Origin of the sequence: Spirillospora sp. NPDC048824 (genome assembly GCF_043198455.1) — a bacterium.
In the GTDB taxonomy this organism is placed as follows: Bacteria; Actinomycetota; Actinomycetes; order Streptosporangiales; family Streptosporangiaceae; genus Spirillospora.
Window position 1 is genome coordinate 338,201 of record NZ_JBICUS010000005.1, and the last position, 12,346, is coordinate 350,546.

Here is a 12,346-nt window from a genome sequence, read left to right on the forward strand (position 1 = left end):
GGGCCGCTCAGCGGTCGAGCAGCCGCACCGCCACCGCCTTCTCCTGCGTGTACTCGCGCAGCGCCGCGTACCCGCCGCCCGCGCTGAACCCGCTGTCCTTCTGCATGTTGAACGGGAACCCGATGACCCCCGCGTCATGGAACTGGTTCACCGCGACCTGGCCGGACCGCACGTCCTTGGCCACGCGCAGCGCCCGCGACACGTCGTCGGTCCAGATGCAGGTCAGGAGCCCGAAATCAGTGTCGTTCATCATGTCGACTGCTTGGCCGGTGCCGGAGAAGCCCTGCACGGCCAGGACGGGCCCGAAGACCTCCTCGCGGACGACCCGCATCCCGGAGTCCACCCCGTCCAGGACGGTCGGCGCCACGAACCAGCCGCCGCCCGGCACCTCGGCCTTCGCGCCGCCGGTCACCACGCGGGCGCCCTCCGCGGGCGCGCCCTCCAGGAAGCCGAGCACCCGCTCGTACTGCTCCCGGCTGACCAGCGGCCCCATGTCGAGGTCCTGGTCCCAGGTACCGAGCCGGACGGCCCGCATGCCCGCCACGACGCGCTCGGTCACCTCGGCGCGGATCGACTCCTCGACCAGGAGCCGCGAGCCCGCGTAGCAGTTCTGGCCGGCGTTCTCGGTGATGGAGCCGACGATCGCCGGGATCGCCACGTCGAGATCGGCGTCCGCGAACACCACGTTGGGCGACTTGCCGCCCAGTTCCAGCTTGACCGGAACCAGGTTCTCGGACGCGGCGCGCATCACCGCGCGTCCGGTGGCCGTGGAGCCGACGAAGCTGATGTGGTCGACGTCCGGGTGGGAGGTGAGCGCGACGCCCGCCTCCGCGCCGAGGCCGGTCACGACGTTGAAGACCCCCGGCGGGAGACCGGCCTCGCGGGCCAGCTCCGCCAGCGCCAGCGGCCCGAGCGGGGCGATCTCGGACGGCTTGAGCACGACCGTGTTGCCGGCCGCGAGCGCGGGCGCGGCGTTGGCGGCCGACAGCAGCATTGGCACGTTCCAGGGGAGCGTCACCGCGCACACCCCGAACGGCTCGGGGATCGTGAAGCCCAGATAGTCGGGCGTGCGGGTGGGCAGCGTGACGCCGGTGAGCTTGTCGGCGGCGCCGGCGAAGTACTCGATGATCCCGTGCGCGATGAAGGCGTTCGTCCGCCCGCCGGACAGCGGCTTGCCGACGTCGCGCGCCTCGTACCGGGCCAGGTCCTCGACCCGCCTCATGACCAGCGCGGCCCAGCGTCCCAGCAGGGCGCCGCGCTCGGCCGGAGAGGTCGCGGCCCAGCCGGGAAAGGCCCGCCGGGCGGCGGCGACCGCGTCGTCCACGTCGGCCTGGCCGGCGCGCGCGATTTGCTGGATAGCCTTGCTGTTCGCAGGGTCCAGGACGGGAAGTTCTCCCTGGTCACGGGCGCGAACCCAGGCTCCGTCGATCAGCTGCCTGGCGGCCGGAATCTCAAGTGCGGGCATACCGGGAATCCTTGACCGGAATTATCCCGCATGTCAAGATGCCGTATCTCTTTATGAAATGACTTGGGGAGGTCGCATGCGGGTCACCGCCGCCGTCCTGGACCGCCCGGGCGAGCCCCTGGCCCTGCGGGACGTGGAACTCGGCCCGCCCCGTCCCGACGAGGTCCTGGTCCGGCTGAGCTCCGTCGGCATCTGCGCCACCGACCTGGAGTTCGCCACCTTCATGGACGCGCCCGCCGTGCTCGGGCACGAGGGCGCGGGCGTCGTGGAGAAGACCGGCGACCAGGTCACCTCGGTCGCGCCCGGCGACCATGTGGCGCTGTCGTACACCTCGTGCGGCCGGTGCCGGCCCTGCCTGACCGGGTCGCCCGGCTACTGCCTGCGCTTCGACGCCCTCAACTTCAGCGGGCGGCGCCCCGACGGGTCCTCCGCGGTCTCGCTCGGCGGAACCGAGATCAACGCGCACTTCCTCGGGCAGTCGTCGTTCGCCGACCACGTGATCGCGCCCGCCCGCGCCGTGGTGCCGATCGGCAAGGACGCCGACCTGACCCTGGCCGGGCCGTTCGGCTGCGGCTTCCAGACCGGCGCCGGCGGCGTCCTCAACGTGCTGCGGCCCTCGCCCGGCTCGTCGATCGCGATCTTCGGTGCCGGCGCCGTCGGCGTCGCGTCGATCCTGGCGGCCGTCCTCAGCGGATGCACGACCGTCGCGGCCGTCGACCTCAACGCGGAACGCCTCGACGCGGCCCGCTCCCTCGGCGCCACGCACGGCGTCACCGGCGGCGAGGGCGCCGCGGGCGAACTGCACCAGATCGCCCCGGACGGCTTCGACTTCGTCCTCGACACCACCGGCCGCGCGGACGTCCTCCGCACCGCCGTGGAGGCCCTCGCCCCGCTCGGCCGCTGCGGCGTGATCGGCGTCGGCCCGAGCGAGGAGATGACCTTCGACTGGCGCAGCGTCCTGAACGGGCGCACGATCACCGGCATCATCGGCGGCGGCGGGATACCGCAGGTCTTCGTGCCCGAACTGCTGCGGCTGAACGCGGCGGGCCGGTTCCCGGTGGACGTGATCGTCGGGCACTTCCCGTTCGAGCGGATCGGCGAGGCCGTCGAGGCGGCCAAGCGGGGCACGGTCGGCAAGGCCGTCCTGACCTTCTGAATCTCCCAGAGGCGCGGCTGGGCAACACCGCGCGGAAGACATGCGCATCTGGAGTCGTGCCAATGACGCAGCAGCACATGACACAGCAGGACCACCACTTCGACCACCACTCGGACGAGTGCAACGCCGACCCGGTCGCGTACTACGCCGCGTACCGGGAGGGCTGCCCCGTCGGGCGCACCTCCGCGCACGGCGGCTTCGTCTACACGACGCGGTACGCCGACGTGACGCGCATCGCCCGCGACGACGACGCGTTCTCCTCCTCGCGCGAGACGAGCGGGGTGGACGCGGTCGCCATCGTCATCCCGAGCGGGCCGGGCCTGGAGCAGTACCCGATCGAGGTCGACCCGCCGCGGGCCGCCGGCTACCGCGACCTGATCAACCCGCTGCTGAGCCCGGCGGCGGTCGAGCGGCTGCGGCCGATGATCGCCCGCCACGCCTCCCGGGCCGTGGACGCGTTCATCGAACTGGGCTCGGCCGACTTCGTCCGCGACCTGACCAACCCGGTACCGGCCGCCGTCACCCTCGACTGGCTCGGCTTCCCCGAGGAGGACTGGGCGCCGCTGGCCGGGCCGATCCACGACATCTTCGCCGCCCCCGCCGGCAGCGAACGGGAGCGGCGCGGAGCCGAGGGCCTCGCGTACATGGAGCAGCGCATCCGCGAGCTGATCCGCGACCGACGCGCCGAGCCCCGGCAGGACGCGGTCAGCGCGCTCGCCACCGCCCGCAACGCCGGCGGCGAGCCGTTCACCGAGGACGAGCTGGTCTCGGTCATCGGGCTGCTCATCGCGGGCGGCGTCGACACCACGACCTCGCTGACCGGTTCGACGCTGGTCCACCTGAGCCGCGACCCGGACCAGCGGCGCCGCCTCATCGACTCGCCCGACCTGCTGGAACGGGCCACCGAGGAGTTCCTGCGGGCGTTCGCGCCGTCCCAGTCGATGGCCCGCACGGCGCGCACCGACACCGAGGTCGGCGGCTGCCCGGTCCGGGCGGGCGAGCGCGTCCTGCTCCCGTGGGTGGCCGCCAACCACGACCCCGCCGTGTTCCCCGAGCCGGAGGAGATCCGGCTCGACCGCGACGCGTCCCGGCACCTGAGCTTCGGGATCGGCTCGCACCGCTGCGCCGGCGCCCACCTGGCCCGCGCGATGTTCCGCGAGATGATGACGCAGGTGCTGACCCGGCTGCCGGACTTCCAGGTGCTGGAGGACGGACTCGTCGAGTACCCGACCAGCGGCAACCAGAAGGGCTGGGACGCGCTCCCGGCCGTCTTCACCCCGGGTCCGCGCGCCGGTGGGAGCACCGTGGCCGCCACGACCCTCGGCGCCTCGTACGACCTGACCGTGACGGGCGCCGAAAAGGCGGCCGACGATGTGCTCGCCCTGACGCTGGCGCGCGCCGACGGCGGCGAGACACCCGCCTGGGAACCCGGCGCCCACCTTGAGCTGCGGCTTCCGTCAGGACGCGTGCGCCAGTACTCGCTGTGCGGCGACCCGGGGGACCGTTCGCACTACCGGATCGCGGTGCTGCGCGAGACGGACGGCAGGGGCGGCTCGGAGGAGGTGCACGCGCTGGCCCGCGACGGCGTCACGTTCGGTGTGCGCGGCCCGCGCAACCACTTCCCGCTGGTGGAAGCGGGCTCCTACCTGTTCCTCGCGGGCGGCATCGGTGTCACGCCCATCCTGGCCATGGTGCGCGCGGCGGCCGCACGCGGCGCCGGCTTCCAGGTCGTGTACGGCGGCCGGACCCGAGCGTCGATGGCCTTCCGGGACGAACTGGCCGCCGTCGCGGGCGACCGGCTGCGCGTCCTGCCGCAGGACGAGACCGGCATCCCGGACTTGAAGGCCATCCTCGCGGAGACCGGCCCGGACACGGCGATCTACTGCTGCGGCCCCACCGGGATGATCGCCGCGGCCGAGGGCGCCTGCGACGAACTGGGCATCCGGACCCGGTTGCACGTCGAGCGCTTCACCGGCGACGACTCGCTGGAGGTGGCGTTCGACCCGGCGCTCAACACCGAGTTCGACGTCCACCTCGCCCGTACCGGCGCCACGCTGCGGGTCCCCGCCGACCGCCGGCTCATCGAGGTGATCCAGGAGGTCGTGCCCGGCCTGTCGTACGACTGCGAGAAGGGCTACTGCGGCGCGTGCGAGACGCGCGTGCTGGCCGGCGACCCCGAGCACCGCGACTCGCTGCTCAGCGAGGAGGAGCGGGCCGCGGGCCGGACGATGATGATCTGCGTGGGCCGCTGCACCTCCCCCCGCCTGACCCTCGACCTGTGACGTCGACCTGCGGCGGGTCGCCCCCATGGGCCGCCTCATGGGGGCGGCTCGCCGCAGGTGAACGTGGTTCGGGACGGCCGGCGGTCAGCCGGTGCCGTCGTTCCCGTGGCCTCCGCGCTCGTCGGACACGGGATGCTCGACCAGCGCCAGAACACGGTTGGACATGAAGCGGGCCGTGCGGACGGCGGTGCCCGTCCGCGTCACCTCGCTGACCTCGACCACACCCCGCCGGTTGCCGATCTCCACACGGCGGCCGGCGCGGGTCGCGGCCACCTCGTAGGTCCTGGTGGACGCGCCGCCGACGTCGACCACGATCTCGACCCAGTCGCCCTTCATCGCCAACCCCTCCGATATCCGAACGAATGTTCGATATATACCCGGGGAGGCCTCTGGGCAACCGCGCGGGCTCGGGTCAGCCCCACAGCAGCTGGACGATCGCGACCAGCCCCACCGCCACGATCACCCCGCGCAGCAGCAGCTGAGAGATCCTGCGCGCGAGCTTCGCGCCGAGCAGCCCGCCGACCGTCGAGCCGACCGCGATCAGCAGCACCGCCCACCAGGCGATCTCGGTCCGGCCGAGCATCCACATCCCGATGAACAGCACCGCGGCCGTGCCGTTGACGATCGACACCATCGCGTTCTTCACGCCGTTCAGCCGCTGCAGGTCGTCGTCCAGCCCGATCCCGAGCAGCGCGATCAGCAAGATCCCCTGCGCCGCACCGAAATAGCCGCCGTACATTCCGGTGCCGAAAACGCCCAGCCACAGCCCGGGACCCCCGTCCGGCCGGTGCCCCGCACGCTCGTCCCGGCGGGCCCGCATCCACGCCTGCAGCCTCGGCTGGAGGACCACCAGCACCAGCGCGACCAGGATCAGGCCGGGCACGATCACGGCGAACGCCTCGGGCGGCAGCGTCAGCAACAGCAGCGCGCCCGCCATCGCACCGGCGAGCGAGGCGCTGCCGAGGCGCAGCAGCCGGCCGCGCTGCCCCTTCAGCTCCTCCCGGTACCCGTAGGCGCCGCTGACATTGCCCGTCACCAGCCCGAGGTTGTTGGACACATTGGCCACGACCGGGGGATACCCGAGCGCGAGAAGGGTCGGGAACGTGATCAGCGAGCCGGAGCCCACGATCGCGTTGATCCCCCCGGCGGCGATCCCGGCGGCGAGCACCGCGATCGCATCAAGGACGTCCACATCTCACCCGTTCGGATACCTGAAATTCGCAAGGGCTCCATGATGGTAGAGACCCGGACGGACCGACCCGGAAACCGGGGCACGTGAACGGCGTCATGCGGTACGGCATCCCGCATGGCGGGGCTCATGTACGGCAGGCCGCCCCTCAGCGGGGGGCGGCGCGGGCGTACCAGCGGCCGTTCTGGCGGTCCACGGCGAGCGGGAGGCCGAACGTGTCCGACAGCCGCTCGGCGGTGAACACCTCGTCCACCTTGCCCTGCGCGACGACCTCGCCGCCGCGCAGCAGCAGCGCGTGGGTGAAGCCCTCGGGGACCTCCTCCACATGGTGCGTGACGATCGCCATCGTGGGGGCGTCCGGGTCGTCGGCGAGGGCGGCCAGCCGGGCGACGAGATCCTCGCGCCCGCCGAGGTCGAGGCCCGCGGCGGGCTCGTCCAGCAGCAGCAGTTCGGGGTCGGGCATCAGCGCGCGGGCGATCTGGACGCGCTTGCGCTCGCCCTCGGACAGCGTGCTGAACGTGCGCCGGATCAGGTCGGCGCAGCCGAGCGCGTCCAGCAGCGCGACCGCGCGGCTCACGTCGGTCGAGTCGTACTCCTCCCGCCAGCGCCCCAGGATCGCGTACGAGCCGGTCAGCACCAGGTCGACGACCCGCTCGCCGGTCGGGATCTTCTCCGCGATCGAGGAGCTGGCCAGGCCGATACGGGGACGCAACTCGAACACGTCGGTGCGGCCCAGCTCCTCCTCCAGGATCTCGACCGTGCCCTCGGTCGGATGCAGCATCGCGGCGGCGATCTGGAGCAGGGTGGTCTTCCCCGCTCCGTTCGGGCCCACGACGACCCACCGCTCGCCCTCGCTCACCGTCCACGTGACGTCGCGAAGGAGGGTCGCCCCATCGCGCTTGACCCCGACTCCGCGGAGCTGAAGTACTTCGCCGGCCATCGCGCGCCTTCGTCCCCAATCCCGGTGGTCCCTGATCCTCAGAAGAGAACCTATGCGATCGGGGCGGCCGCCGCCTCCCGGCTCCCCACCGAAACGTCGGTCCCGGTATGCACCCTGGACGCGAGAGGTTGGTTACGTCCGGTGGCATCGGCCATCCGAACGCTTATGGTGGTTCGCATGCCCGTTGGGGAGTGTGTATGAGCGCGGCCGTCGCGACGGCACTGGTCGCCTGGGGCAACGCCTGGCTGACCGGGCACGTCGGTCTCGACGAGGCGGTGGACGCGGTCGAGAAGAACGCGGGCCCGCAGATCCTGGGCGGCGAGCCCGCCGAGGTGACGCTGCGTCGCGGGCTCGGCGACCTGCGCGTCGGCGGAATGACGGCACTGCGGCTGGCCCTCCCCGAACCGGGCGACCCGCTCGGGCTGACCGGCCCGCCCGGCCTCAACCGCGCGGCGATCGAGGCGGGCGCCGCCGTCGTCGCCGTACTCGGCGCCGACCGGGCGATCGGCCTCCTGCCCGCCGAGGACCGGCGCGGATCGTCGTACGTCGGCATTCGCTGGACGACCCACGACGCGTCCCCCGCGCCGCCGGACGTCCCGTCCCTCGCGGAGGCGGACCGGCAGCTCACCCTCGCGATGCGGGACGCCACCGAGGCGCTGCTGACCGTGGACGACTTCGCCGGCGTGCCGCCGGAGATCGCCGACGCGCTGGCCGACATGCGCGACCCGGACCGCGGCGGCCATCCCCTCGCCCCCGGCTACCCGGCCCGCGCGCACCGTCTCGCCGCGCTCGCCGGCCGGCTCTCCCTCGTCGTGGAGCTCGCCCGGCAGATGGACGACCGCGGCCTCGGCATCGAACAGATGCGGCGCCGCGGTGAGGCGCTGCGGCTGCTGGACCGGGCCGTCCGGCGGGCCCTCGTGGCCGCGTGCAACAGCGCGTTCGACCACGTCCCCTGAGCGGAACGGTCCCTCGAACGCGAACGGGGCGCCCCCGGAAGGGACGCCCCGCTCACGAACCGATGATCAGTTGCGCACCACGAGGGTGTTGCAGACCTTGTCGGCGAACGTCTGCTTGCGGTCGTCCCACAGCGGCCAGAGGAAGCCGATGTAGCAGAGCGCGCCGTCGAGGACGTGGGCGATCTTGCGGACGAAGGCCATGCCGAAGCCGATCGGTTGGCCGGTCTGCGCGCTGACGAGACGGATGCCCATCTGCCGCTTGCCGATCGACTGACCGGTGGTGCCCTCCTGGTAGCAGATCCACAGGAAGGCGCCGAGGTAGACGGCGAACCCGATCAGGATGAACAGCATGCCGATCACGGCCGCGCCGCCGCTGCCGGACCCGCCGAGCAGCGCGCCGATCAGGTACAGCACGAAGAACGGGGCGCCGATCACCAGGTAGTCGATGATGTAGCCACCGGCACGCGAGCCCCATTCGGCGAGCTGGCCGCCGGAGCCGTAGTGGTGGTGGTGGACCTCCTGGTAACCCGGCTGGGCCGGGGGCGCCGGCGGCGCACCGTAGCCGGGCTGGGCGGGAGGCTGCTGGCCGTACCCGGGCTGCGCCGCGGGCTGACCGTAGCCCGGCTGCGCCGGGGGCTGGCCGTAGCCCGGCTGGGCGGGGGGCTGCTGACCGTAGCCCGGCTGGGCCGGGGGCTGCTGACCGTAGCCCGGCTGGGCCGGGGGCTGCTGGCCGTACCCGGGCTGCTGCTGCCCGTAGCCCGGCTGCTGGCCGTACGGGTCGTAGGGGTTACCCACACTTGCTCCTTATTGATTGACCCTGTGGTTATGTGACGCCCGCCGGACCCGGTGGGCTCCGCAAGTCTGACCGACGATCGACCGCGGCTCAAACGCGCAGAACACCGAACCGGACGAGCTGCCACAGCTCCGACCCCACGAGGGCGGTGCCGAGCATCCAGGCACGGGTCTTCGGCTGGAGTGCCCACCACCGTCCTCCCAGCCCCAGTGGCGCGACCGCGACGGCGATCGCGCCGGTGAGGGCCACCGGATTCGCGAGCACGGCCTGGGCGGGACGACCCGAGCCGAACTCGATGAACACGGTGGTCCCCCCGCACAGGGGACACGGGATTCCGGTGAGCGCCCGAAGGGGACAGAGCACGCCGGGGTCGTTGACACGGTGGATCCATGACGCGCCGATGGCCGCGACGGCCATCGCCGACACACGCAGAGCCGCACCCAGGGGTCCGTGCCGCGCTGCGGTGAGGGTCCGGCTGACGAGCCCGCCGAGCACACCGTCCGGTGCACCGGTGACCGCCGCCCCGGGCGCTTCCCCCACGAATCCTCCGCCTCGATGACTAAAGCTGAGTGACCCGTATACCGGGTGCACCCCGAGGCTGGTCAAGCCCTGGCAACGGTCTGCAATCGGACCGTTACACAGTGCTCGGTGACATCACCTCTCGGCAAGAGTAGGACAAATCGCCACCTGCGTGAGCACTCTTTTACCCGACGAGTTCCATGAATCGTCTGGAAATTCGCCACCCGGTCCACCAGTCGGGGCAATGGAGGTCAGGCCTGGGCGGCGGCGCCCACGACCATGGGGGGTTCGGCGCCGGTCACGTGATCGGACTCCACGACGTCGGCGACGACCGCGGTGATGTTGTCGGGGCCTCCGTTGTCGCGGGCCATCTCGATCAGCCGGTCGACGGCGCGCTGCGGGTCGGCCTCGGCGGACAGCACCTCGTAGATCTTCTGCGCGTCGACCGGGCCGCACAGCCCGTCCGAGCACAGCAGGTAGCGGTCGCCGAGCTGGGCGTCGCGAAGGCGCAGGTCGGGCTCGCGGTCGTCCCGCCCGTCCAGCACCCGGTACAGCACGTGCGACAGCCGCGACGTCTCGGCCGGGTCGGCGGTCTGGCCCGCCGCCTCGGCCTCCGCCTTGAGCAGCTCGTCCATCGTGTGGTCCTGGGTCATCTGGTAGAGCTCGCCGTCGCGCAGCATGTAGCCGCGCGAGTCTCCGACGTGCGCCAGCGCCACGGACTCGCCGGACCAGAGCATGGCGGTGAGCGTGGTGCCCATCCGGCTCAGGTCCGGGCGTTCCTCCCGGACGATCCGCAACTTCTCGTTGGCCTCGGCCACCGCGCGGCCCAGGATGTCGACAAGATCGTCTTTAGGGGCATCGGTGTCGAGCGAGCGCAGTGAGCCGATGACGGTGGAGCTGGCGACCTCGCCGCCCGCGTAGCCGCCCATGCCGTCCGCGACCGCGATCAACCGCGCACCGGCGTAACCCGAGTCCTCGTTGTTCTCGCGGTTACAGCCGATGTCGCTGCCTGCTGCGTATCTGATTGCTACGTTCATACCAATTTCGATGACGATCCTGTCAGAGGAGTTGTATCAGCCGCGGGCGGTGGCTTCCCCGGTTTCCCCGGTTTCCCCGGGTGCGCCGGACGAGCCGACGCCGTGCCGGACGGCGTACAGCGCCGCCTGCGTCCGATCCTGGACTCCCAGTTTCATGAGCAGATTACTGACGTGCGTCTTGACCGTCTTCTCGGACACCACGAGTGCGCGGGCGATCTCCCGGTTGGACCTCCCCCGCGCGATGTGCACGAGCACCTCCCGTTCCCGTTCGGTCAGCGCGGCCAGGCCGCGGTCGTCACCTCCGGCGCCACGGCCCGCCGGACCGTCCGCCAGCATCGCCTCGGCCGCGTCGGGCGCGAACAGCACGTGCCCGTCGTGGACCGCCCGGATCGCCTGCACGAGCGCCTGCGGGTCGACGTCCTTGTACAGGTACCCGGACGCGCCCGCCTGGACCGCCGGCAGCACATGCCCGCGCTCGGTGACGCTGGTCAGGACGAGGACGCGTGCCGGCACCCCACGAGCCCGCAGCTCCGTCAGCGCGGCCAAGCCGTCGGCGCCCGGCATCTTGAGGTCCAGGAGCACGATATCGGGCTCCAGCGATTCGGCCAGTGTCACGGCCGACGCGCCGTCCCCGGCCTCGCCGACGACCTCGATGTCCTCCTGGATGCCGAGGAAGGTGCGCAGTCCCTGCCGGACGACCGGATGGTCGTCGGCGATCAGGACCTTGATCGTTCCATGTCGCGGCCCGCCGCCGTTCGCGGTCACAGCGGCACCTCCAGCCGGACGGTCGTGCCCCGTCCCGGAGCGGCGTCGATGGTGAGGCCACCGCCGATCGAGTACGCACGGTCCCGCATGGACTCGAGCCCCAGCCCGCCCTGCGGCTCGGCCGTGTCGGACGCGTCGAAGCCCGAGCCGTCGTCGGCGACCTCCAGGACGGCGCGTCCATCCTGCGTGGCCAGGCGGACCTCCACCGTCTGGGCCCCGGCGTGTCGCAGCGCGTTGTAGAGGGCCTCCTGGGTGATGCGGAAGGCGACGGCCTCATGGTCCTCCGGCAGGACGACGGCCTCGTCGGCGGCGATGCGCACGGTGGCCTCGTGCGCCCGGTCGAGGACCTCGACGTGCTTGCGCAGGGAGGCGACCAGACCGTCCGCGAGGTCCGCCGGGCGCAGCTCGAAGATGACGGCGCGCAGTTCGTTGAGGGCCCCGGCGGCGAGGCGCTCGACCTGCTCCAGCTCCTTGACGGTGCGGGCGGGGTCGCTCTCGGCCAGCGCGGACGCGGTGCGGGCGGTGAGGCGCAGCGAGAAGAGCTTTTGGGCGACGGCGTCGTGCAGCTCGCGGGCCATGCGGTTGCGTTCGGCGACGACCGTCAGCTCACGGTTGTGCTCGTGCAGCCGGGCGTTCGCGATGGCGATCGCGGCGTGCGCGGCGAACAGGGTGAGGAGGTCTTCGTCGCCCTCGGTGAATCCGCCGGGACGCTGCTTGTTGGCCAGGAAGATGATGCCGAGGACGTCCTCGCCGTCCAGGATCGGCACGCCCAGGAAGTCCTTCAGGACGGGATGCGCGACCGGCCAGCCTTCGAACTCCGGTTCCTTGCGGATGTCGGTGAGGCGCTTCGGCGTGTCGCCGTGCAGCATCGCGGCGAGCATGCCGTGCTGGCGGGGCAGCGGGCCGATCCGCTCCCACTCCTCCTCCGAGATGCCCTCGACGACGAACTCGGCGAACGAGCCCTCGTCGTCCGGGACGCCGAGCGCCGCGTACCGCGCGTCCAGGAGCTGCGCCGCCGCCCGGACGATCACCTGGAGCACCTCGTGGACGGACAGGTGCCGGGTCACCGCGAGCACCGCGGAACTCACGGCGTGCAGGGTCGCGCCCTGGTCGCCGCGGCAGCCGTCCTCGGTCTCCATCCCGGCCTCTCGTCGCCCGTGGCCGAGCGCCTTCCGGCACTCACATGTGAAGACCGTACTCGGTGCCCGGGTCTTCTCGCTCGCCCCACGTGGAGGGACCCCGCA

Annotated in this window: 12 protein-coding genes; 3 read left to right on the top strand and 9 right to left on the bottom strand. The window is 72.1% G+C overall.

Features of this window, described 5'->3' with window-relative positions:
• Positions 1-7 precede the first annotated feature (7 nt).
• Complete coding sequence (locus ACGFIS_RS12780; RefSeq protein ID WP_392909585.1) at positions 8-1,465, bottom strand: aldehyde dehydrogenase family protein; 1,458 nt, start codon at positions 1,463-1,465, stop codon at positions 8-10.
• Positions 1,466-1,541: 76 nt separating this feature from the next.
• Between ACGFIS_RS12780 and ACGFIS_RS12785 the strand changes: the two genes are divergently transcribed.
• Complete coding sequence (locus ACGFIS_RS12785; protein WP_392909588.1) at positions 1,542-2,621, top strand: NAD(P)-dependent alcohol dehydrogenase; 1,080 nt, start codon at positions 1,542-1,544, stop codon at positions 2,619-2,621.
• A 62-nt stretch (positions 2,622-2,683) separates the two neighbouring features.
• Positions 2,684-4,903, top strand: a complete 2,220-nt coding sequence (locus tag ACGFIS_RS12790) for a cytochrome P450 (protein WP_392909592.1) — start codon at positions 2,684-2,686, stop codon at positions 4,901-4,903.
• Between the two features lie 84 nt (positions 4,904-4,987).
• Here ACGFIS_RS12790 and ACGFIS_RS12795 read toward each other — a convergent pair whose 3' ends face one another.
• The 3 genes from ACGFIS_RS12795 to ACGFIS_RS12805 all read right to left on the bottom strand — a co-directional run bounded on the left by ACGFIS_RS12795 (position 4,988) and on the right by ACGFIS_RS12805 (position 7,032).
• A complete protein-coding gene (locus ACGFIS_RS12795; RefSeq protein ID WP_392970666.1) occupies positions 4,988-5,239 on the bottom strand; it encodes a hypothetical protein in 252 nt (83 codons plus the stop codon).
• A 76-nt stretch (positions 5,240-5,315) separates the two neighbouring features.
• Positions 5,316-6,095: a sulfite exporter TauE/SafE family protein gene (locus ACGFIS_RS12800; protein WP_392909599.1), complete on the bottom strand. Its 780-nt coding sequence runs from the start codon at positions 6,093-6,095 to the stop codon at positions 5,316-5,318.
• Between the two features lie 145 nt (positions 6,096-6,240).
• Positions 6,241-7,032, bottom strand: a complete 792-nt coding sequence (locus ACGFIS_RS12805; protein ID WP_392909602.1) for an ABC transporter ATP-binding protein — start codon at positions 7,030-7,032, stop codon at positions 6,241-6,243.
• A gap of 197 nt (positions 7,033-7,229) precedes the next feature.
• Here ACGFIS_RS12805 and ACGFIS_RS12810 point away from each other — a divergent pair, with 197 nt between their 5' ends.
• Positions 7,230-7,988: a hypothetical protein gene (locus tag ACGFIS_RS12810; RefSeq protein ID WP_392970669.1), complete on the top strand. Its 759-nt coding sequence runs from the start codon at positions 7,230-7,232 to the stop codon at positions 7,986-7,988.
• 66 nt (positions 7,989-8,054) lie between these two features.
• On the opposite strand, the gene ACGFIS_RS12815 is transcribed toward ACGFIS_RS12810, so the two are convergent.
• The 5 genes from ACGFIS_RS12815 to ACGFIS_RS12835 form a co-directional block, all read right to left on the bottom strand.
• On the bottom strand, positions 8,055-8,783 hold the full coding sequence (locus ACGFIS_RS12815) for an RDD family protein (RefSeq protein ID WP_392970672.1): 729 nt from the start codon (positions 8,781-8,783) through the stop codon (positions 8,055-8,057).
• Between the two features lie 88 nt (positions 8,784-8,871).
• A complete protein-coding gene (locus ACGFIS_RS12820) occupies positions 8,872-9,321 on the bottom strand; it encodes a DUF2752 domain-containing protein (protein WP_392909611.1) in 450 nt (149 codons plus the stop codon).
• A 230-nt stretch (positions 9,322-9,551) separates the two neighbouring features.
• Positions 9,552-10,337, bottom strand: a complete 786-nt coding sequence (locus ACGFIS_RS12825) for a PP2C family protein-serine/threonine phosphatase (protein ID WP_392909614.1) — start codon at positions 10,335-10,337, stop codon at positions 9,552-9,554.
• A 36-nt stretch (positions 10,338-10,373) separates the two neighbouring features.
• Complete coding sequence (locus tag ACGFIS_RS12830; protein ID WP_392909617.1) at positions 10,374-11,102, bottom strand: response regulator; 729 nt, start codon at positions 11,100-11,102, stop codon at positions 10,374-10,376.
• A complete protein-coding gene (locus ACGFIS_RS12835; RefSeq protein WP_392909621.1) occupies positions 11,099-12,241 on the bottom strand; it encodes a GAF domain-containing sensor histidine kinase in 1,143 nt (380 codons plus the stop codon). The genes ACGFIS_RS12830 and ACGFIS_RS12835 overlap by 4 nt, the downstream gene beginning before the upstream one ends.
• Positions 12,242-12,346 lie beyond the last annotated feature (105 nt).

Coding starts and splice junctions, on each gene's coding strand:
- ACGFIS_RS12780 (WP_392909585.1), bottom strand. CDS start 1,465: ATGCCCGCACTTGAGATTCCGGCCGCCAGGCAGCTGATCGACGGAGCC.
- ACGFIS_RS12785 (WP_392909588.1), top strand. CDS start 1,542: ATGCGGGTCACCGCCGCCGTCCTGGACCGCCCGGGCGAGCCCCTGGCC.
- ACGFIS_RS12790 (WP_392909592.1), top strand. CDS start 2,684: ATGACGCAGCAGCACATGACACAGCAGGACCACCACTTCGACCACCAC.
- ACGFIS_RS12795 (WP_392970666.1), bottom strand. CDS start 5,239: ATGAAGGGCGACTGGGTCGAGATCGTGGTCGACGTCGGCGGCGCGTCC.
- ACGFIS_RS12805 (WP_392909602.1), bottom strand. CDS start 7,032: ATGGCCGGCGAAGTACTTCAGCTCCGCGGAGTCGGGGTCAAGCGCGAT.
- ACGFIS_RS12810 (WP_392970669.1), top strand. CDS start 7,230: ATGAGCGCGGCCGTCGCGACGGCACTGGTCGCCTGGGGCAACGCCTGG.
- ACGFIS_RS12825 (WP_392909614.1), bottom strand. CDS start 10,337: ATGAACGTAGCAATCAGATACGCAGCAGGCAGCGACATCGGCTGTAAC.
- ACGFIS_RS12835 (WP_392909621.1), bottom strand. CDS start 12,241: ATGGAGACCGAGGACGGCTGCCGCGGCGACCAGGGCGCGACCCTGCAC.